Below are 19,961 nucleotides of genomic sequence, written 5' to 3' on the forward strand. Positions count from 1 at the left end.
GGAATCGCCAACGTGGCGGTGGGGACGGGGAGGACTCCGTAGGGATGGTTTTCGCCGGATGGGGGCGGGGCAGGCGCGGACCATGAACCAGTCGAAGGCACCGGTACTCGATGCGTTGGCCGCCTATCACGCCGAGGGGCAGACGCCATTCACGCCGCCTGGACACAAGCAGGGCCGTGGCGCGGACGCCCGGGTACGGGCCGTACTCGGTGACGCGGTCTTCCGCTCCGACGTCCTGGCCACCAGCGGTCTGGACGACCGGACCTCCTCCCACGGCGTCGTGGAGGAGGCGCAGGCGCTGATGGCCGAGGCCGTCGGAGCCGAGCACGCGTTCTTCTCGACCTGCGGCAGCTCCCTGTCGGTGAAGTCGGCGATGCTGTCCGTCGCCGGGCCCCACGAAAAGCTGCTGGTGGGGCGGGACGCCCACAAGTCCGTCGTGTCGGGGCTGATCCTCTCGGGCATAGAGCCCGTCTGGGTCGACCCGCAATGGGATGCCGAACGCCACCTGGCGCACCCGCCCACCGCCGAGGCGTTCGAGGCCGCCTTCGCCGAGCACCCCGATGCTCGGGGCGCGCTGGTGACCACACCGACCCCCTACGGCACCTGCTCGGACCTGGCCGCCATCGCCGAGGTCTGCCATCGCCGCGGCCGGCCCCTGATCGTCGACGAGGCATGGGGCGCCCACCTGCCCTTCCATCCCGACCTGCCCACCTGGGCCATGGACGCGGGCGCCGACATCTGCGTCACCTCCGTCCACAAGATGGGCTCCGGCCTGGAACAGAGTTCCGTCTTCCACCTCCAGGGTGATCTGATCAAACCCGAGGTTCTCAGGAGCCGAGAAGACCTGCTCGGTACCACCAGCCCCTCCGTGCTCGTGTACGCGGCCCTGGACGGCTGGCGCCGGCAGATGGTCGAGCACGGCAAGACCCTCTACGACGACGCGCTCGCCCTGGCCCACCAGGTCCGCGGCGAGATCTCCCGGATCGACGGCATGCGGGTGCACGGGCGCGAGGACTTCTGCGGGCCCGGCAAGGCGGCGGACACGGACCCCCTGCAGATCATCATCGACATCAGCGCCTGGGGGGTCACCGGCTACCGGGCGGCCGACTGGCTGCGGGAGAAGCACCGGATCAACCTGCACATCGGCGACCACCGCCGCATCAGCGCCCAGCTCACCCACGCCGACGACCAGAGCACGGCCGAGGCCCTGCTGACAGCCCTGACCGACCTGGCCGACCACGTCCCGCAGCTGCGCACCGGGCAGCCCGTACACGTCCCCTCGCCGCCCCGGCTCCGGCTGGAACAGGTGGCCCTGCCCCGCGACGCCTTCTTCGGACCGACCGAACAGGTGCCGTGGGAGAAGGCGGACGGACGAATCGCCGCCGAGATGCTGACCCCCTATCCGCCCGGGATCCCGGCGGCGCTGCCCGGCGAACGCCTCACCACGGACGTACTGCGCTACCTGCGCTCCGGAGTGGAAGCGGGCATGGTCGTCCCCGACGCGGTCGACACGGACGTCACGAGCGTGCGGGTGCTCCGCGAGGAGTGACCCGGCCCCTTGCCTTCGAGGGGAAGGACCGCCGCCGGGCCGCCACGACGGGACACGGCACGACAGTGACGGGACACGGCACGACAGTGAGGTGGCAGAGATGACCGTTCCGGCAGGCTTCACACCAACCACCGCTGTGGTCACCGGCTCGGACTCCGGCATCGGCCGGGCCGTGGCCGTCCGGCTCGCGCAGGCCGGCATCGACGTGGGCATCACCTGGCACTCGGACGAGCGCGGGGCACAGGAGACCGCGGAGGAGGTGCGCACCCACGGGCGCCGTGCGCTGGTGTCCCGGCTCGACCTCACCACGTTGCCGGACGCCGCGGACGTCATCGACAGGCTGGCACGGGAACTCGGCGGTCTCGACATCCTCGTCAACAACGCGGGCACCGGCACGTCGACCCCCTTCGTCGACCTGGACCTCACGACCGTACGCGAGGTCCTGGACGTCGACCTCGTTGGACCGTTGCTCTGCGGGCAGCGCGCCGCCCGCCGCATGATCGAGCAGGGTCGGGGCGGCCGGATCGTCAACGTCACCTCCGTCCACGAGCACCAGCCCCGAGTGGGCGCCGGCCCGTACTGCGCGGCCAAAGCCGGGCTGGGACTGCTCACCCAGGTGATGGCTCTGGAACTCGCCGAGCACCGGATCACCGTGAACGCCGTGGCTCCGGGCGAGATCGCCACCCCCATGACCGGCCAGGAGGACGAGGACGTACGCGATGCGCGCAGGCCCGGCATCCCCCTGGGCCGGCCGGGGGATGCCCGCGAGGTGGCAGAAGTCGTCGCCTTCCTCGCCGGCCCCGCCGCCTCCTATGTGACCGGAGCGTCCTGGGCGGTGGACGGCGGCATGCTCCGCATGGGACCCATGGCGGGCTCGCACCTGGACCACGACCGGTGGCGCAGTCCCTGAGCGAGCCGTCCGGCCTCCGCTCCGGCTCACAGCCCTGCGGCTTCCCTCTCCCGCAACCGCTCCCACGCCCTGGCCGAAAGCCCGGCGTCGACGAGTACGTCTGCCGCCGTGCAGGCCAGCGCTTCGGCGGCCGCCAGCATGACCTCGCGTCCCCGATCCGATCCCGCGGCCGCGGCGAACGCGGGGGTGTGGTCCGATTCGTCATCGCCCAGGATGGCGACGAACGGATGGATCGCCGGGACTCGGATACTCACGTCCCCGATGTCCGAGGATCCCAGGAACACCCCACCCGACGGCCGGCCGAGTCGGATGCCGGAGCGGGCGATGTGCTCGCTGAAGCGGTCCGAGAGGACGTCGTTGTCGCGGAAGTGGGCGTAACCCCGGCCCAGGCGGGTCACCTCGACGGTGGTGCCGGTCGAGGCCGCCACCCCCTCGGCCCACCCGCCGATGTCGGCGACCAGCGCGTCGAGTGCAGTAGTGGTCGCCGCTCGCAGGCCGAACAGGCCTTCGGCGTAGGCCGGTACGACATTGGTCGCGCTGCCCCCGTCGGTCACGATCCCCTGGACGTGCGAACCGGCCGGCAGGCGCCTGCTGACCACCGCCGCGGTGTTGAACAACTGGATGAGCGCGGCCAGGGCATCGATCCCGCGGGTCGGATCGCCCGTCGGGTGCGCCGCACGACCGTGAAAGCCCACACGGACCTGTGTCTGCGCGGTCAACGGCGCCCACGACCAGTCATGAACGCCGGGGTGGAACATCAGAGCCGCGTCCACACCGTCGAACACACCGGCCTCGGTCAAGGCGACCTTTCCACCGCCCCGCTCTTCCGCCGGAGCTCCCACGGCCAGCACGGTGCCCCCGGTCGCGCCCAGCACGCTGTGCACCGCCAGCGCGGCCCCCAGGCCGGCGGCGGCGATCAGGTTGTGCCCGCAGGCGTGCCCCAGGCCCGGCAGCGCGTCGTACTCCATGAGCAGCGCCACGGTTCGCGCCCCTCGGCCTGCCCGCGCCACGAAGGCCGTGTCCAGACCGGCAACCCCTTGCTCGACGGCGAATCCCGCATCCCGTAGCTCTCCTGCCAGCAGGCGAGCCGCGCGTCGCTCTTCGTACGCGAGCTCGGGATCAGCGTGCAGGGCAAGACCGACCCTCCACAGCGCGTCTGCCCGGCGCCCGCACTCCTGCCGCAGCCGGACGTACAGGTCCTCGGACGGATTGCTCATCGCTTTCCTCGCTTCTCCTCGCAGCGCCCCGGGCGCTTTGACGGCTCCGACAGGGACGACGGCGGCGTTGCGCCCGGCACAAGACCAGACCAGACCATGCCCGCCCACGCCCCCGCCGACCACTGGAGCCGCCTACCCGTGCATGCCGCTGCCAGTGCATCGTCTACACGATCGGGTCACCTTCAAACGTGTGGGGTGCGGGTCCGGCAGTTCCTCCCGCCCTTCCCGTCCAACCGTCGCTGAACGCCGGCTCCCGGTACGAGTGGCCGGGGGAGCAGTTCGGCCTGACCGCACAGCAGCTCACGAGCTACCACAGCCGGGTGTGGAGCCGCCGGCCCGGATCAGCACCGGCCTGCCGCGCCTGCCCTCATGGCGTGCCGGTCGCTCGGGCCTCGACGGACCCCTGCTCCACCCCGAAACGATGCAGGAGACAGCCCGCCCTCACGCGGTCGAAGCCCTGTACCAGTACGTGCACGAAGCGCTCGTGGACCGCGGAGACGATGAGCGAGTCCGGGCAGGAATCGCCCGTCTCATGGAGCGAGGGAACGGAGGCCACACCCGGCGCCACCTACTGCGCACCGGAGGAAGCCTCGCCGAGTGGTGACTCGGTGTGCGCACCTGACGGCCGGGGGCTGACGCCCTGCGGCTCGGCTCTGCCCGCCACGTGAAAACGATGTACCCGAACGTCCAGTAGCTGGCTGCTGCGTTCTCCCCGCTGCGCAATGACGGCGCCGGTGCTGCTGCGCGGTGCACGCCTACTGGGGCCGGGGGAGCCGGCCGCTCCGCCGCGGGAATCCCAGTACGCCGTCAGCCGTCAGCCGTCAGCCGTCGGTCCCGGAACCTGAGCCCGGTTCCGCCATGCCGCGGTGGGCCTGTGCCTTGACACTGTCGGGGAGGACGCGATTCGCCAGACCCTGCGCCTTGGTCTTCCAGGATCCGGCGACCACCTTGTCCTTGCCGGCCATCATCGCCTCGAAGCCTTGGGCGGCCACTTGGGCGGGATCGTCCTTGTCCGCCTGACCGACCTTCGTGTCCAGCATGTCGGCCCGCGCGAAGAACTCGGTCTCGGTCGGACCGGGCATCAGAGAGGTGACCGTGACTCCGGTGCCCTTCAGTTCGTTCTGCAGCGCCTGCGCGAACGACTGGAGGAACGATTTGCTCGCGTTGTACACGGCCTGGAAAGAACCGGGCATGGTGGACGCGATCGACGACGTGATCAGCATCCGCCCCTCCCCGTCCTCCACCATGCCCGGCAGCAGCCGTTTGGCCAGATGGACCGTGGACGTGACGTTCAGGTCGATGATCTCGAGTTCGTCCGCCAGGGCGGTCTCCAGGAAAGGGCCGCCCTGCCCGACGCCGGCATTGAGCGCCGCGGCCGCCACGGGCCGCCGGGTAGCCGTGATGGCGCCGTGCAGCTTCTCCACGCCTTCCGCGGTGGCCAGGTCGGCCCGGACGGCCTCCACGCGCGCGCCTTGGGCGACCAGCGCTGCTGCGGCGTTCGTGATGGCGGCGTCCTCCGCCGCGATGATCAGGTCGTAGCCGTGCTCGGCGAATTGCTTGGCCAGCTCGTAACCGATACCGCTCGATGCGCCGGTCACGACGGCCAGCGGGTTCACTGTGTCCATGTCGGGCGCCTACCCGCGCAGGGCCGTCCAACCGCACGTGCTCGGGCAGAAACCGGGTAGCCGCACCGCATGCCCGCACCGCATGCCCGTACCGCATGCCCGGCGTCGGCGCCGTCGCCTCGCGCGGTCCGAGCGGGCTGAAGCGCATCGATTCGGTTCGATTCGGTTCTCTTCGGCTCCGTCCGAGGAGCCTCGGGAGGTAACGATGAGCACGACACAGAGCATCCGCGCCGGACGGCGCACGGTCGAGGTCACCCGGCCGGAGAAGGTGCTGTTCCCAGCCGACGGCATCACGAAGGCGGACCTTGTGGCGTACTACCGCGCAGTGGCGTCACGGATGCTGCCGCACCTGCGCGGGCGCCCCCTCATGCTGGAACGCAACCCGGACGGGATCGAGGGGCCTGGGTTCATGCAGAAGGAAGTACCGGACCACTTTCCGGACTGGATGGACCGGGCCGCACTTCCCAAGGAGGAAGGGGAGGTCACCCACGCGCTCTGCAATGACACGGCGAGCCTGATCTATCTGGCCAATCAGGGGTGCATCACTTTGCACCGGTGGCTCTCCAAAGCGGACCGCCCCGACAATCCGGACCGTCTCGTCTTCGACCTCGATCCGGCCGATGAGGACTTCGAGCCCGTACGGCAGGCCGCCCGCCGGCTTCACCGACTGTTGGAAGAGCTGGCTCTGCCTTCCCTGCCGATGACCACCGGCTCACGCGGCCTCCACGTCATCGTCCCCCTGGACCGCACCGCCTCCTTCGCCGAAGTACACGGATTCGCCCGAGACCTCGCCGAAGAGCTCGCCTCCCGTCACCCCGAGGAACTCACGACCGCGCCGCGCAAAGCCGCCCGCAAGGGCCGGCTCTACTTGGACGTCCAGCGCAACGGCTACGCCCAGACGGCTGTCGCGCCCTACGCCGTCCGGGCCAGGGCCGGTGCCCCCGTGGCCGCGCCCATGGCATGGGACGAACTCGACGATCCAGAGTTGGGCGCACGGAAGTGGACCCTCGCCAGGGTGGAGGACCTGTTGGACAGGAACCCGTGGACCGATGCTCCCCGCGGACGGTCCCTCGCCGGAGCAAGTCGCCGCCTCGCCGAGTGCTGAGGGGCAGGACCGGCACCGACACGCAGGCGGCCATACGGCGACGCGGCCGACACGGGCCGTCTTCACGTTCCCGCTTGATTGAACTCCACTCGGGCAGGCACTCGTACGGCCGGACGATTTCACGGCAGGACAGCGACAGGACACGGAGACGACCCCATGGCTGAGTACGAACGCTCCCGCACGATGCCCGCACCGCCCGAGCACGTCTTCGACCAGGCGGCCACCGCCGGTCAAGCGGCCCAGTGGCTACCGAACGAACTGCGCGCGACCGAGCAGCGTTCATCCGCCTCGGACGGGGACGGGGACGTGGACGTGCCCGAGCTGCGCCCACTGAAGGGAGAGCTGCGTCTCGAATGGGGCGCGATCCGAGACGACGGCTACACCGGGTGGCTCCAGGTGGCCGAGCACGAAGGCGGCTCCTCCAAGGTCACGGCACACTGCTCCTTCGCCGGGGAGAGCGACCCGGGAGCACAGGTGGCCCACGAAGCCCTCGACCGAACCCTGGAGCGCCTGGAAGAGCAGGTACGCCTGCGCATCGACGGTGCTGCGGGCTGACCGCAGCCCCACCCCGATGGCGCCAGGAGCAAGCGACCTGTCGTCACCGGTACCGAGAAGGCAGCCCCGATCATGAATCACATGGCCCTGAAGGAACTCGAGGATGCAACCGCGGTCGAAGACTTCCTCTTCCGGCACACCCCCGTTCTTCTGTACATCGGCCCCGGCGGCCGTGATCAGCAACCGGATACCGTCCTGACCAGCCTGTGCGCGCTGGCGCCCGCCCGCAGTGCCGCCTGGGCGCGCCCGTACGGAGGCGCTGCCGACAGGTACGTACGGCAGCTCCTGACGCACCTGCCACAGACGGATCGTGCCTGTCTGGTCCTCATCGAAGGCGCCGTGGTCCTCGACGTGCTGCGCAGCACGGACGTCGAGGCGCACGGAGAGGAGTGGGCGAAGGCTCATTTCGGGGAGCGGTTCCTCGCACGTCTGTCGGAGAGCTGACATCCGGGTTGCCTCGGTCTCACGCCCCTGCCGGAAGGCGTTCGCTCGCCCTGAGGGCGCCGCCTCGGGAGCGCCCGGGCATCACGCACGCCCTCAGCCGGCGCTGGGCGGGTGAAGCTCGCGCGACTTGGCCGTGTCCGGCGGCCGCGCGGGGGAGCCGGCTGGAGGATGGCGCGACTACCCGTCCCTGCCACCAGGAGCCATACGTGCTGGAACGCAAGCAGCTCAAGGACCGCACCGACGTCACGTTCGTTCTTTCCGCCGATACGCCTCCCGGTCCCGTCAGCGTGGTCGGTGACTTCAACGACTGGAAGCCCGGTACGCACACCCTTGAGCCGCGCAAGGACGGGAGGCGCGCCGTCACTGTCGCGCTCCCCGGCAAGGGCGTGCACTCCTTCCGCTACCTGGCCGCGGGCGACTACTGGTTCGACGAGGACCAGGCCGATGGTCACGACGGCACCAACAGCCGCCTCCACACCTGAATCAGCCGAAGGGCGCCGGGCACCCCTCCACGCCCTAGGCTGCGGTGCTCCGCGGCTCGCGCCGCGTCAGCGCCCGTGCGAGCCGCTGCCGCGTCGACCGGCCTCGCGCTGTGCCCGGGTGCGCGGGGCAGCGCGTCCCCGGCCTCTCCGGCGCCGGTACCCGGTACGACGGCTTCCTGCGCTCGCCGCCCGTCCTTCCGCGCTGAGCCCGCCCGGGCGGGCTCAGCGCGGCCATCCCCCCTCCGTGACGGTGTAACGCGTGGGCCCCGAGGTGGGGCCCCTTGGCGCTGAAGGACCGGTCGTGTCTCGGAGGCGTGGGCTTGCGGACGGCCGCAGTGCGGCGAGAGTATCGATTCGGGCCTCGGATGCCCGGACCAGGGCGGGCGTGCATCAAGCCCGGCGTTTGCGGCGAGGTGAGACGACATGGATCTCCACATGATGGTGAGGCGCTACGGGCCGACCGCTCACCTCACCCCGACCGGTGAGCTCGACCTGGAGACCAGAGCCGCTTTCGACGAACTGCTGGCTGATCTCGACGGAGTGGACGTGGTCGCCTGCGACATGCGGCACCTGACCTTCATGGACGTGGTCGGCCTGCACGGCCTGGCCGCCTTCGTCTGCCGCCTCGACCAGCGCGGCATCGCGTTCTTCGCCTACAACTGGCCGGCCCAATCACTGCGCCTCATGGACCTCATCGACGGCCTGTACCCGCAGGCCAGCCATGAGGAGGACCGCGGCGGGCCGACCCGGCTGCTGCGCCGTTCCCTGCAGGGCTCCGCTGCCGCGGCCCGCGAGGTCGGCGCGGCCCGGGCCCGAAAGGACGTTCAGCGCCCGGCGCCGTTCTCGTCCCGCTAGGTGGGGGAGCCGTCGGCAGCCACCGCGCGCGGCGCCCGCCGACCCCTGCCGGCGACTGCCGATGCGGGCGGTGGCTTGCCTATGCGGTGGGCTTGCCTCTGCGGCGCGCTCGCCTACGGGGCGTGCTTGTCGTGATCGTGGTCACGGTGCGAGCCGCGTGCCTTGTCATCCGTGATCTGGGACCGGCTTCCCGCTCGGCGTTGGCGACCCGCTTGCTTCAGGCGCTCGTTTCCCAGGGCGATTCCGTCGGCCTCCATCATCCGGCCCCTCAGTTCCCTGAGTCTGGCCCTGACCTTGCCCATGGTTACTGCCTCCCTGGAGTCGTTTTCTGCGGGGTCGGGTGGGATCGTCCTTCCGGTGAGTACCCCGTGACCTCCCCCGTCATACGTGAACAATCGCCTCCTCGGTGCCCATTCCGAGTCTGGCGCCGGCACTGCTCAGCGGCCCTGAGCGGCGCTATGACGACGGCCCACCGCCCAGGGGCGCAGTGGCTGGCATGTGCATGACGAGCCCCAGAGTGCGCCTCCCGCACCGCACCACGATGGCTCACTCATGCCCACATGGGGTGGATTCGGGCGATATGGGTGATCTCAGGCCCTGCGGGTATCCGCTTGGTGTGATCACTTTGGGCGTCGAAGAAGAGTATCTGTTGGTCGACCCGGACACCGCGCTGCCGGTGCCGTGGGCGGACGACGTACGCAGGGCGGCGGGCGTCGCATCCCTCGCCGAGGACGGCGAGGTCCAGAACGAACTGCTGCAATCGCAGATCGAGGTCGCCACCCCCGTCTGTATGCGGATGGACGAGGTGGGCGGCCACCTCTTGCGGCTACGCCACGCGGTCGCCTCCGCCGCGGAGGAGCGGGGCTGCCGACTTCTCGCGTCGGCGGCAGCGCCCGTCAGGGGACCTGTTCCCGTACCCGTGACCCCCACCCCGCGCTACCGCAAGATGGAGGGAGAGGCCCGACAACTGGTGGACGAGCAGCTGATCAGTGGCATGCACGTCCACGTCGCCGTACCCGATCCCGAAACAGGCGTGGCGGTCCTGAACCGCATCCGGGTCTGGCTCCCGACCTTGCTGGCCATGTCCGTGAACTCGCCACTCTGGGACGGGAGGGACACAGGATTCGCGAGTTGGCGGACCATCGTCTTCGGCCGCTGGCCCGTGAGCGGCCCCCCGCCCCACTTCCACGGCTACTCCGACTACGAGGAGCGGGTCGAGTCCCTCATCTCGTCGGGAGTCATCGCCGATCGCGGCCAGTTGTACTGGCAGGCCCGTCTCTCGGAGCGGTACCCCACCGTCGAGATCCGATGCCTGGACGTACAACTCCGCGCCGACGACGCCGTCATGCTCGCGGGCGTCGTCCGCGCTCTCGTGGAGGTCGCCATCGCCGACGAGAAGGCCGGAGCGGCTTCGCCGGTGTGCCCGCCGGAGCTGTTGCAGGCCGCCAACTGGCATGCGGCGCGACACGGACTCGATGGTTCGCTGCTCGACCCTGCGGGGCGTCGGCGCAGCAGCGGCGACGTCCTGTGCATGCTCCTGCGCCACCTTGCACCCGCGCTGGAGGACAGCGGCGACCAGCGTGAGGTGAGCTCCCTGGTACACCGCCTCCTCAGGGAGGGAACGCCCGCGGACCGCCAGCGCCGAGCACTGGCGGAAGGCGGCATGCCCGGCTTGCGAAGGTTGCTCCTGGGGACACCCGCCGGCTGACAACCACCAGGGAAGAGGGGGAGCCAGTGAAGCGGGGAAGCGGGGAAGCCGGAAAGCAGGGAAGCGAGACGCGGACCGGGAAGCCGGAGACGCGCCGGCCCCGAACACGGATGCCCTACGTCGCACGGTCGTGCGGAGCCCTGCGGACGGGGGTGTTCCGGTTGAGGGGGCAACGGGTTCGGGCAGGCATCGGGGGGCAGGCGCCACAACGTACGTGGCATCCCCGACGATGCGGAGAAGAGTTGTGACCGAGCCCACCCAGCAGCCCGGGCGGCCTGACCAGCGCGCGTACCGGCGGGCGGCGGACTACGTGGCCGCAGCCCTCATCTTCCTCCAGGACAACGTCCTGCTGACGGACCCCCTGCGACCCGAGCACATCAAGCCGCGGCTACTGGGCCACTGGGGAACCTGCCCCGGTATCACCATGGTCTACGCCGCCCTGAACACCCTGGTCAAGGAACGTGGCGCCGACGTCCTCCTGGTCACCGGACCGGGCCACGGGGCGCCCGCGCTGCACGCCAATCTGTGGCTCGAAGGCACCCACGAGGACTACGACCCCGCCCTGGCCAGGACCGCTGACGGGCTGCGCGAGCTGGCGGGCCGCTACTGCGCACCCGACGGCTTCCCCAGCCACCTCTCGCCATCCGTCCCCGGCACCATGCACGAGGGCGGCGAACTCGGCTACGCCCTGTCGACCGCCTTCGGCGCCGCTCTGGACGCCCCCGACCGGATCGTGGCCTGCATCGTCGGCGACGGCGAGGCGGAGACCGGTCCGACCGCCGGCGCCTGGCACTCCACGAAGTACCTCGACCCGGTGACCGGGGGCGCTGTCCTTCCGGTCCTCCACCTCAACGGCTACAAGATCTCCTCGCCGACGGTGTTCGCGACGATGTCCGACGCGGAGCTGACCGCACTGTTGCGCGGTTACGGATGGGACCCGCGGATCGTGGACGTCACAGGCGACCCGCCCGGAGACCCCCTCGGTGCGGCGGTCCTCGACGCGCACACCGTGATCCGCGACCTCCAGGACCGGGCCCGATCGGGGGACAAGCCGGTTCGGCCCGCCTGGCCCATGATCGTGCTGCGCAGCCTGAAGGGTCAGGGGGCGCCCGCCCAGGTCGAGGGCAAGGCGATCGAGGGAACCTTCCACGCCCACCAGGTGCCGCTGCCCGACGTCCACGACGACCCGGAGCAGTTGCGGGCCCTGGAGGACTGGCTCCGCTCCTACCGGCCGCAGGAGCTGTTCGACGACGACGGTCGGCCCGTCCCGGACGTCCTCGCCTGCGTTCCCCCGACCGGCCGCCGGATCGGCGCCCAGCCCGCGGCGAACGGCGGCCTCCTGCGCCGCCCGCTCGACCTCCCACCGATCCCTCCCTACGCGGTCGACGTCGCCAAAGGCCCGGGCACCGCCACCGCGAGTCCGACCCGCGTCCTCGGCGACTGGCTCGCCGAAGTGATGCGGAGCAGTGCGGCGGACCGGAACTTCCGCATCGTCTCCCCGGACGAACTGGCCTCGAACAAACTCGACGCGGTCCTCACCGCCAGCGGCCGCGCGTACGTCTGGCCGGTCGAGGAGTACTCCGAGGACCTGACCCGCAACGGCCGGGTCATGGAGATGCTGTCCGAGCACAACTGTCAGGGCTGGCTCCAGGGCTACCTGCTGACCGGCCGGCACGGACTGTTCCCCACCTACGAGGCCTTCGCCTCCGTCGTGGACAGCATGGTCAACCAGTACGCGAAGTGGCTGAAGATGTCGCGCGAGATCCCGTGGCGCGCCCCGATCAGCAGTCTCACGTACCTGCTCACCAGCGAGGGCTGGCGCCAGGAGCACAACGGTTACAGCCACCAGGGACCGGGGTTCATCAACAACCTCCTGAACAGGAAGAACACCGTCACCGGGCTCTACCTGCCCCCCGACGCCAACACCCTCCTGGTCACCATGGAGGAACTGCTGGACGAGACCGGCAAGGTCAACGTCGTCGTCGCCGGCAAGCACGACGCCGCCCAGTGGCTCGACCTCGACGCCGCCCGCGCCCACTGCCGCGCCGGCGCCTCCGCCTGGCCCTGGGCGAGCACGTACGCCGGCGAGGACCCGGACATCGTCCTCGCCTGCGCCGGCGGCATTCCCACCGTCGAATCGCTCGCCGCGGCGGACATGCTGCGGCGCGACCTGCCCGAGGCCAGGATCCGCTTCGTGAACGTGGTGGACCTCTGCGCACTCGCCCCGCCGGACCGGCACCCCCACGGGATGACGGACGACCGGTTCCGCGCACTGTTCGGTGACGACACGCCCGTCGTCTTCGACTTCCACGGGTACCCCTCCGCCGTCCACCAGCTCCTTCACGGGCGTCCCCGCCCCGAGCGGTTCCACGTCCGCGGCTACGTGGAGGAAGGGACCACGACCACGCCGTACGACCTGCTCGCCCTCAACGGGACCTCCCGGCACGACCTGGCCATCACGGCCCTGACGTACCTGGGCGACCGCGGGGGAGCGGCCGGGGCGCTCGCCACGCGATACGCGCGACACCGCGACTCGCTGCGCGCGGAACTGCGCCGCACCGGAACAGACCCGGCCGAGATCACCGGGTGGAGGTGGCCGGCATGAGCGGCGCCGTACTGGTCCTCGACGCGGGTTCCTCCAGCCTCCACCTCGTCGTGCTCGACGAAGCGGACCGCGTCGTGGCCCGACGGGACTTCGACGAGGCGACGGACGAGGGTGTGGCCGCAGAACTGGAGGAGTTCCTCGGCGCGTGCCCGCGGATCGCGGCCTGCGGGCACCGCGTCGTCCACGGCGGATCCCGCCTGCGCCGCCCCACCGTCGTGGACGCCTCCGTACGCGCGTCGCTCGAAGCGGTCGCGGACCTCGCCCCGCTCCACATGCCGCCCGCATTGGCCGCCCTCGACGCCGCCCGCCGACTCCTCCCCGACATCCCGCACGTCGTCTGCCCCGACACCGCCTTCCACAGCGAGCTCCCGAAGCCCGCCCACACCTACGCCCTTCCGCGCGAGTGGACCCGCCGCCACGGCCTGCGCCGCTACGGCTTCCACGGCCTGTCCTACGCCTACGCGACACGCCGCACCGCTGAAGTACTCGGCCGCCCGGTGTCCGAGCTCCAACTGCTCATCACCCACCTGGGCGGGGGCTGTTCGGCCTGCGCCGTGCGTGGGGGCCGCAGCGTGGACACGACCATGGGATTCACTCCGTTGGAGGGGATGCCGATGAGCAGCCGCAGCGGCAGCATCGACCCGGGGATGCTCCTGTGGTTGCAGAACGAGACGGGCGACGGGCCGCAGCGGCTGTACGAGGCCCTCATGCGCGAATCGGGACTGCTGGGGCTGTCCGGGACGTCCGGTGACACCCGCGAACTGGTGCGGGCCCGGGCGGCCGGTGACACCGACGCCGCCCTGGCGCTCGACGTGTTCACACTGGGGGTGCGCCGCGGCCTGGCCGGTGTCGCTTCCTCGCTCGACCGGATCGACGCGCTCGTCTTCACCGGCGAGATCGGCGAGGACCAGCCCGAAGTACGCGAAGCCGTCGCAGCCGGCCTGGCCGTGCTCGGCATCGAAGGTGGCCTCACCTCCGAGAACCCGGCGGAGCCTGCCCTGGTCAGCCAGGCGGGGGCGAGGGTGCCCGTTCTCGTCGTGCCCACCGGCGAGGTTCAGCAGATCGCCCACGAAACCCGGGCCCTGCTTGAGGCCTGAGAACCACGTGGACATGACGGATGCTCGGATGGCGGCCGGCCGGCCGGGACGGCTGCGGAGGGTGTGGCCGTCCGGGGTTCGTCAGCCGTCCCCGGGGTCGGACAGGGCAATGGCCGCGGTGACTCTCTTGCCGACCGCTTCCCGCTGGATGTGGAAGCTCTGCGCGGAGGCCATGACGATCTCCAGCCCGTGCCGGCCGATGCGGTAGGGGTCGGGAGCCAGAATCGTCGGGAGGGACGGGTTGCTGTCCCAGACGCTGATCTCGATGCGGCCGTCGTGCAGTTCGAGAGTCAGGTGGTAGGGGCCGGGGGCGTACTTGCGGGTGTTGGTCACCAGCTCGCTGACCACGAGTTCGACCAGGTCTGTGGCCCGGACCGGGACGGCGACGCCGTGCTTGCCGTGCAGCTCGGCCAGGAATGCGCGGGCCCGGTCACGGGCCTGCCCGATGGTCTCGGTCCCGCCGAACTCCGTGCAGGCGGATATGAGCGGGCCGACCTGCGTCTGGTGGTCACTGCCGTCCGCTGCCTGGTTCATGTGGTCTGCCTTGCCTGCCGGGCGCCTGCCTCACTGGACGCTTCCACCGCACACCCTACGGAACGGGCCCGACAATGCCGCCCTGGTTTCGGGATCCGTCCCGGAGCGGCCCGTCATCGAGGGGCCGTGCGGCCGTCGGGGGTTCGATGCGGGCGGCGAAGATGATGATGTCGTCCTCGGGTTCCACCGCGAAGGCTTCCGCGAGTTGCTCACAGAGCTCTTCGGGCGCGTGCGGGCCGACCGCGGCTGTGGCACTGAGCAGGTCCAGGCGTTCGCGGAGACCACTGTCGCGGGTCTCGATGAGCCCGTCGGTGATCATGAGGAGTCGGCTGCCGGGTTCGATCGGGTGGCCGACGCCGGGCGGGTGGGGAAGCCCGATGCCCAGGAGCGGTCCGTGTTCGTGCAGGAAGCGCGGCGGGCCGTCGGGGGGCAGGAGCAGCGGCGGCAGGTGGCCGGCGTTGGCGACGTCGATCCGCGTGTTGCCCGGTTCGAGGAGGACGATGCACAGGCTGGTGGTCCATCCGGGCTGATGCAGGCCCAGCAGGTGGTCGAGGTGCCGGAGCAAGACGTGCGGGGGGTGGCCCTGGGCGGCGTAGGCGCGCAGGGCGTGCCGCAACTGACCCATGACCACGGCTGCCTGGAGGGAGTGGCCGGCGACGTCACCGACCGCGAGGAGCAGCCCGTGAGGGGTGTGCACGGCCTCGTAGAAGTCGCCGCCGATCTCGGCCGTGGTCGTGGCGGGCAGGTAGCGCACGGCGAGCTCGACGCCGGGGGACTCGGGCAGGGTGGCGGGGAGGAAGGTGCGCTGGAGGGTCAGGGCGAGTTCGTGTTCCTGTCCGAAGCGCTCGACCACGTCCTTGTGCTCGACCGTCAGTTCCGCGTACAGGGCCATGACCCCGGCGTTGGTCTCGGTGAGTTCCTCGTTGAGCCGTTCCAACTCGTCACGCTGGGCGCGGGCTTCCTCCAACGCGGCCATGAGGTCCCGGGTCTGGGCCTGTAGGTCGTCGATCGCGCTCGTGGGCGCGTCCATCCGAAGGAGTGCCGCCACCTGCGCCGCGTCCAGGTACCGAGCCGTGGACGCGGGGATGACACAGGTGATGTCGATCCGGCCGCCCTCTGCCACCGATCCGGGGACGCCGGGCTCGAAATCCGTCTGTGGCAACAGTCGCGTGACCGCCGCCAGGGACTCGCCGCTGGGCACGCGGTCGTCCCGCCACCGCAGGCGGGCCCGGAGCGCGGACGGCTCCCGCTGTACGTGGAAGGTGACGGCCAACGGGGTGGGACGCAACAGGTCGCGCCCCAACTCGCTCAGGGCGGTGGCGAGTCGGACCTGATCGCGGTTGTCGAGCCCGACGGCCTGTGCGATGGTCTTGGCGCGGCGGCGCAGCGCGAAGACGTCCTGCTCGGTGCTGACCTGGGTGGCCAGCACGGGAGCGTGTTCACGGGCGCGGGACGGCGGCGTGTCGAGGTTCACCAGGCCCCCTTGGCGATCACCACGCTGGCGTCGTCGCGGCGGGTCCCGGCCTGGCGCAGCAGACCGGTGGCGATCAGGGCCGGCGGATGGTGCAGGAGGGCGGCCAGGTCACCGGGCCGCCAGCGTTCGCTGAGTCCGTCGGAGTGCATGACCAGCACCCCGTGGGCGGGCAGGTGGTGTTCGTAGGTGCGCAGTTGACGCATCTGGGCGCCGACGATCCCGGGGTGGGAGAGCAGGTTCGCGCGGGAGCCGGCATCGACGACCGACGCGGTGATGTTCCCGATGCCGCAGAACAGCACCCTGCCGCCGGGCTCCAGACGTGCTATCGCGACGGCCGCGCCGCGGGTTCCGCGCAGCGCCCGGTGGACTTCCTCCATCACCTGCTCGGGGGTGCGACCGGCGCCCGTACGGAAGGCCTGGACCGCGGCCTGCGAGGCCCGCGCGGCCATGGGCCCGTGGCCCAGACCATCGCACGACATCACCAGCACGCCGTGCCCCGGCCCCGCGGTGGCACCGCGAACGAGCTCGGAGCGGCCACCGGCACCCGGCCGGGACGAGCGCTGGACCACGGGCGCCGTGTACCGCGAACCCCCGCTTCCCGTTCCGGTCATGGCCGACCAGTCGAGCGCGGCAGCGGTGACGCCCGGCCGTTCGGTCCCGGCGACCGGTGCCCCCGCCGCCTCCCCGCCGGTGTCGCCGCGTGCGGCCCAGGCGTCACCGCACACCTCCTCGCCGCCGATGGGGCGCGTGACCCCGCCCACGACCGCTTCGCCGACCAGCGAGGCGTGCAGGGGATGCGGCCAGAACCTGGCCAGTTGCACCGTTCCGAGGCCCGGTACGGAGTGGATGTCGAACCTGTCGGCGAGGCGCTGGACCGCGCCCAGGCCGATGCCCAGGGTTCCGATGCTCGACACTCCGTCGCGCAGGGCCGCCGGTACGTCGGCCACGCCGGGGCCGCCGTCGACGACGAGCACCTCGACGCCCGCCACGTCCCGGTTGCGCAGTACGCGCAGCAGCATGGAACCGTCCACGGCGTGCTTGGTGATGTTGGTTCCCAGTTCGGCGACCGCGAGGACCAGTTGGGCGGTGCGGTGTTCCCCCAGCCCGATGCGCCGGCCCAGGGCCGCGGCGGCCCCGCGGGCCGCTTCGGGTTGGTCGCGGAACCAGGCGGAGTCTTCGCAGTCCAGCAGCGGGGGTCCTCCCACGGTGATCACCGGCCCCACTTGGTGATGGTGACGGTGGTGCCCTGACCCGGTGCGGTGTCCAGGACGAAGTCGTCGACGAGGCGCTTGGAACCGGACAGCCCGAGTCCCATGCCGCTTCCCGAGGTCCAACCGTCGGTCAGGGCCAGATCCACGTCCGCGATGCCGGGGCCCTGGTCGGCGAAGACCAGACGAACGCCCCGCCGGCCGCGTTCGTCGATGACCGCGGCGGTCATGGTGCCGCCGCCGCCGTAGATGAGCGTGTTGCGGGCCAGCTCGCTGGCGGCGGTGATCAGCTTGGTCTGCTCCACCAGCGACAACCGGCACTCCTGTGCCAGGGCGCGCACCATCTGACGGGCCTGCACCACTCCTGCGTTGGCCGTGATCTCCAGGACCTGGGGGTCACGACCAGAGCCGTTCACAGACCTGCCGCGGTATCCGGCGCGAGGCCCTCATCCTCGGCATCGGACCGGGAACCCGGGGTGCGGCTGCCCAAGGCGCTCGCACGCGCCTGCTCCAGCATCCGCAGCCCCTTGTCCAGGGTCAACGCGGTCCGCACGCCACCGAGCGAGAGACCGAGCTCGACCAGGGTGATGGCGACCGCGGGACGCATGCCGACCACGACGGTCTGCGCGTCCAACAGGCGGGAGATCGACGCGATGGTGGAGAGCATCCGGCCCACGAAGGAATCGACGATCTCCACGGCGGTGATGTCGATGACCACCCCGTGCGCGCCGGAATCCACCACGGCGGCGGCGAGGTCGTCCTGCAGCAACATCACCGCGTGGTCGTCCAGATCCGTCTGGATGGACACCAACAGCACTTGTCCGATCCGAAGGACCGGTACCTGCTCGCTCACCGGCCACCGGCCTGCGGGGCCGTGCGTGAGAAGGAGACACCCGAGCGACGCAGCGCGTGCCGCAGGGCGTCGGCGAGGGTGGCCTTGGTGACGATGTCACCGAAGTCGATCCCCAGGGCCACGATCGTCTGCGCGATCTGCGGCCGGATCCCGGAAATGGTGCACTCCGCACCCATCAGACGGGCCGCGACCACCGTCTTCAGCAGGTGCTGGGCGACCTCGGTGTCCACCGCCGGGACACCGGTGATGTCGATGATCGCCTGCTCGGACCCGGTGTCGATCAGCGCCTGGAGCATCTTCTCCATCACCACCATGGTGCGCGCCGAGTCCAGGGTGCCCACCAGCGGTACACCGATGACCCCGTCCCACAGCTTCACCACCGGCGTGGACAACTCCATCAGCTGCTCGGCCTGAGCCGAAATCAGCTCCTCGCGGGTACGGGTGTACACCTCGATGGTGAACAGGCCCAGGGAATCCAGCAGAGAGGCGAACTTCAGGTATGCCTGCGCATCGCCGTTCTTCCCGTCCAGCGCCGGTTCCAGGACCTCCTTCAGCGCGAACACGCTCACGGCGGTCTCGGTCGGAGTGAACCCCTGCTGCGCCCGGGTCCGCGACAACTCGGTCAACAGAGCGCGGACCTCACCGAAGGCCTCCGCGCGCCCGTCCAGACTTCCCTCACCCAGAGCGGCCACCAGCGCGGTGTAGAGCTCCTGGAGCTCGCGCTGGACCTCTGCGCGACTGACCCGCCCACCCAGCGAGCCGGTGACCTTGTCCGCCCACTCGGCGGCCAGATCCTCACCCCGGACCGTCAACAGGTCGATCAGACGATCCGAAATGCTTTCATCAGCCACGGCGCACACCCCTCTTGGGGGACCAGGCGGTCCCTCCGGAACTCTAGGCCACTGCGCCGGACGAGTGAAAGCGGGCCGGATGGCCCGTGATCTTGAACACTCCCGGCTTTCCGGAATGCCCTTCGTCGCAGGAGATATGCGTGGTCGCGAGAAACGACGCCCTGATTCTGTTCGGCGCCGGTTTCGCGGTGAACGAGAAGCAGGGGAACCAATGTCATCAACCTTCGGAGTTCCGAATGCCCGGGCATCTCCAGGCCATGCGGAAGATCCTTTGGTGGGTCGCCATCGCGGTCCTGGTGATCTGGCTGGTCGCGGGTTCATCGCCCGACCCAAGGGCAGCAGCGGCCGCTGGTACCGCTGGTAGAACCACGACCGACCCGGCGATGCGGTGTGGGGCCCGCCCTCGATCGAGGGCGGGCCCCACACCGCACGGCGGCGACCTGCGACCGTCGCGCATGCTCCCCGCAGGGACGGGTACGACCCATCCCGTACCGAGGGATGAGGAGTGACTGAAGTGATTCGAAAGTTGCAGGCGATCGCTCTGGATTGTGCCGATCCGATGGCGCTCGCGGAGTTCTACGCAGGTCTGCTCGGCGGTCGGGTGGTCGCGGACCCGGAGGATTCCGACTGGGTCGAGGTGCACGGGTTCGAGGGAACGCCGCTTGCCTGTCAACGGGCGGACGGCTACCGCCCGCCCGCATGGCCCGGTCAGCAGCACCCCCAGCAACTCCACCTCGATTTCGACGTGGACGACCTCGACGGAGAGGAGAAGCGGGCGCTCGCCCTCGGCGCGACCGTTCTGGAGCGGACGGACCAGCTGCGCCCGGAGGCCAACTGGCGGGTCTACGCGGACCCGGCCGGCCACCCGTTCTGTCTCTGCCTTCACTGA

The 19,961-nt window shown here is 70.7% G+C and carries 19 protein-coding genes and 1 pseudogene; 12 read left to right on the forward strand and 8 right to left on the reverse strand.

Translation table 11 applies throughout. The annotated features are described in order from the left end of the window. Positions 1-82 precede the first annotated feature (82 nt). Together ACIRO3_RS26515 and ACIRO3_RS26520 are read left to right on the forward strand one after the other, a co-directional pair. Entirely contained in the window at positions 83-1,549 is a 1,467-nt protein-coding gene (locus ACIRO3_RS26515; RefSeq protein WP_404140995.1) for an aminotransferase class I/II-fold pyridoxal phosphate-dependent enzyme, read from the forward strand. A gap of 100 nt (positions 1,550-1,649) precedes the next feature. Continuing rightward, positions 1,650-2,459, forward strand: a complete 810-nt coding sequence (locus ACIRO3_RS26520; protein ID WP_404140996.1) for an SDR family oxidoreductase — start codon at positions 1,650-1,652, stop codon at positions 2,457-2,459. 26 nt (positions 2,460-2,485) lie between these two features. Here ACIRO3_RS26520 and ACIRO3_RS26525 read toward each other — a convergent pair whose 3' ends face one another. Both ACIRO3_RS26525 and ACIRO3_RS26530 read right to left on the reverse strand, forming a co-directional pair. Continuing rightward, the gene (locus ACIRO3_RS26525) at positions 2,486-3,676 is read right to left on the reverse strand and encodes an amidohydrolase (protein WP_404140998.1); all 1,191 of its coding nucleotides are present in this window, start codon (positions 3,674-3,676) and stop codon (positions 2,486-2,488) included. Between the two features lie 821 nt (positions 3,677-4,497). Continuing rightward, positions 4,498-5,301 carry an SDR family NAD(P)-dependent oxidoreductase gene (locus ACIRO3_RS26530; RefSeq protein ID WP_404141000.1) on the reverse strand — a complete coding sequence of 268 codons (804 nt, stop codon included), beginning with the start codon at positions 5,299-5,301 and terminating at the stop codon, positions 4,498-4,500. A 205-nt stretch (positions 5,302-5,506) separates the two neighbouring features. On the opposite strand from ACIRO3_RS26530, the gene ligD reads away from it, so the two are divergent. The 8 genes from ligD (at position 5,507) to ACIRO3_RS26570 (ending at position 14,152) form a co-directional block, all read left to right on the forward strand. Then, positions 5,507-6,406 (forward strand): non-homologous end-joining DNA ligase, encoded by a 900-nt coding sequence (ligD, locus tag ACIRO3_RS26535; protein WP_404141002.1) that lies wholly within the window; start codon positions 5,507-5,509, stop codon positions 6,404-6,406. Between the two features lie 156 nt (positions 6,407-6,562). Next, positions 6,563-6,961, forward strand: coding sequence for an SRPBCC family protein (locus tag ACIRO3_RS26540; protein WP_404141004.1), 399 nt, complete (start codon positions 6,563-6,565; stop codon positions 6,959-6,961). A gap of 81 nt (positions 6,962-7,042) precedes the next feature. Beyond that, on the forward strand, positions 7,043-7,405 hold the full coding sequence (locus tag ACIRO3_RS26545; protein WP_404141006.1) for a hypothetical protein: 363 nt from the start codon (positions 7,043-7,045) through the stop codon (positions 7,403-7,405). A 206-nt stretch (positions 7,406-7,611) separates the two neighbouring features. After that, complete coding sequence (locus tag ACIRO3_RS26550) at positions 7,612-7,887, forward strand: hypothetical protein (RefSeq protein ID WP_361774158.1); 276 nt, start codon at positions 7,612-7,614, stop codon at positions 7,885-7,887. A gap of 423 nt (positions 7,888-8,310) precedes the next feature. Next, a complete protein-coding gene (locus ACIRO3_RS26555; protein WP_404141008.1) occupies positions 8,311-8,742 on the forward strand; it encodes an STAS domain-containing protein in 432 nt (143 codons plus the stop codon). A gap of 616 nt (positions 8,743-9,358) precedes the next feature. After that, positions 9,359-10,450: a glutamate--cysteine ligase gene (locus tag ACIRO3_RS26560; RefSeq protein ID WP_404141010.1), complete on the forward strand. Its 1,092-nt coding sequence runs from the start codon at positions 9,359-9,361 to the stop codon at positions 10,448-10,450. 244 nt (positions 10,451-10,694) lie between these two features. Continuing rightward, the gene (locus ACIRO3_RS26565) at positions 10,695-13,055 is read left to right on the forward strand and encodes a phosphoketolase family protein (RefSeq protein ID WP_404141012.1); all 2,361 of its coding nucleotides are present in this window, start codon (positions 10,695-10,697) and stop codon (positions 13,053-13,055) included. Continuing rightward, positions 13,052-14,152 (forward strand): acetate/propionate family kinase, encoded by a 1,101-nt coding sequence (locus tag ACIRO3_RS26570; protein WP_404141013.1) that lies wholly within the window; start codon positions 13,052-13,054, stop codon positions 14,150-14,152. Before ACIRO3_RS26565 ends, ACIRO3_RS26570 begins: the two co-directional genes overlap by 4 nt. An 81-nt stretch (positions 14,153-14,233) precedes the next feature. On the opposite strand, the gene ACIRO3_RS26575 is transcribed toward ACIRO3_RS26570, so the two are convergent. The 6 genes from ACIRO3_RS26575 to ACIRO3_RS26600 all read right to left on the reverse strand — a co-directional run bounded on the left by ACIRO3_RS26575 (position 14,234) and on the right by ACIRO3_RS26600 (position 19,072). Continuing rightward, positions 14,234-14,686: an ATP-binding protein gene (locus ACIRO3_RS26575; RefSeq protein WP_404141015.1), complete on the reverse strand. Its 453-nt coding sequence runs from the start codon at positions 14,684-14,686 to the stop codon at positions 14,234-14,236. Positions 14,687-14,741: 55 nt separating this feature from the next. Next, positions 14,742-16,160, reverse strand: a complete 1,419-nt coding sequence (locus ACIRO3_RS26580; RefSeq protein WP_404141017.1) for a PP2C family protein-serine/threonine phosphatase — start codon at positions 16,158-16,160, stop codon at positions 14,742-14,744. Then, on the reverse strand, positions 16,157-17,374 hold the full coding sequence (locus ACIRO3_RS26585; protein ID WP_404141198.1) for an ATP-binding SpoIIE family protein phosphatase: 1,218 nt from the start codon (positions 17,372-17,374) through the stop codon (positions 16,157-16,159). The genes ACIRO3_RS26580 and ACIRO3_RS26585 overlap by 4 nt, the downstream gene beginning before the upstream one ends. Next, positions 17,371-17,712, reverse strand: coding sequence for an ATP-binding protein (locus tag ACIRO3_RS26590; protein ID WP_361774427.1), 342 nt, complete (start codon positions 17,710-17,712; stop codon positions 17,371-17,373). The genes ACIRO3_RS26585 and ACIRO3_RS26590 overlap by 4 nt, the downstream gene beginning before the upstream one ends. A gap of 68 nt (positions 17,713-17,780) precedes the next feature. Beyond that, positions 17,781-18,221, reverse strand: a complete 441-nt coding sequence (locus ACIRO3_RS26595; RefSeq protein ID WP_404141019.1) for an STAS domain-containing protein — start codon at positions 18,219-18,221, stop codon at positions 17,781-17,783. Continuing rightward, complete coding sequence (locus tag ACIRO3_RS26600; protein ID WP_404141021.1) at positions 18,218-19,072, reverse strand: STAS domain-containing protein; 855 nt, start codon at positions 19,070-19,072, stop codon at positions 18,218-18,220. Before ACIRO3_RS26600 ends, ACIRO3_RS26595 begins: the two co-directional genes overlap by 4 nt. A 134-nt stretch (positions 19,073-19,206) precedes the next feature. Here ACIRO3_RS26600 and ACIRO3_RS26605 point away from each other — a divergent pair. Beyond that, a pseudogene (locus tag ACIRO3_RS26605) lies at positions 19,207-19,436 on the forward strand (hypothetical protein). Positions 19,437-19,586: 150 nt separating this feature from the next. Next, positions 19,587-19,961, forward strand: coding sequence for a VOC family protein (locus ACIRO3_RS26610; RefSeq protein WP_404141023.1), 375 nt, complete (start codon positions 19,587-19,589; stop codon positions 19,959-19,961).

Source organism: Streptomyces sp. NPDC102278, assembly GCF_044766345.1.
Classification (GTDB): Bacteria; Actinomycetota; Actinomycetes; order Streptomycetales; family Streptomycetaceae; genus Streptomyces.

Coding starts and splice junctions, on each gene's coding strand:
- ACIRO3_RS26515 (WP_404140995.1), top strand. CDS start 83: ATGAACCAGTCGAAGGCACCGGTACTCGATGCGTTGGCCGCCTATCAC.
- ACIRO3_RS26570 (WP_404141013.1), top strand. CDS start 13,052: ATGAGCGGCGCCGTACTGGTCCTCGACGCGGGTTCCTCCAGCCTCCAC.
- ACIRO3_RS26555 (WP_404141008.1), top strand. CDS start 8,311: ATGGATCTCCACATGATGGTGAGGCGCTACGGGCCGACCGCTCACCTC.
- ACIRO3_RS26590 (WP_361774427.1), bottom strand. CDS start 17,712: ATGGTGCGCGCCCTGGCACAGGAGTGCCGGTTGTCGCTGGTGGAGCAG.
- ACIRO3_RS26530 (WP_404141000.1), bottom strand. CDS start 5,301: ATGGACACAGTGAACCCGCTGGCCGTCGTGACCGGCGCATCGAGCGGT.
- ligD (WP_404141002.1), top strand. CDS start 5,507: ATGAGCACGACACAGAGCATCCGCGCCGGACGGCGCACGGTCGAGGTC.
- ACIRO3_RS26540 (WP_404141004.1), top strand. CDS start 6,563: ATGGCTGAGTACGAACGCTCCCGCACGATGCCCGCACCGCCCGAGCAC.
- ACIRO3_RS26545 (WP_404141006.1), top strand. CDS start 7,043: ATGGCCCTGAAGGAACTCGAGGATGCAACCGCGGTCGAAGACTTCCTC.
- ACIRO3_RS26525 (WP_404140998.1), bottom strand. CDS start 3,676: ATGAGCAATCCGTCCGAGGACCTGTACGTCCGGCTGCGGCAGGAGTGC.
- ACIRO3_RS26520 (WP_404140996.1), top strand. CDS start 1,650: ATGACCGTTCCGGCAGGCTTCACACCAACCACCGCTGTGGTCACCGGC.
- ACIRO3_RS26575 (WP_404141015.1), bottom strand. CDS start 14,686: ATGAACCAGGCAGCGGACGGCAGTGACCACCAGACGCAGGTCGGCCCG.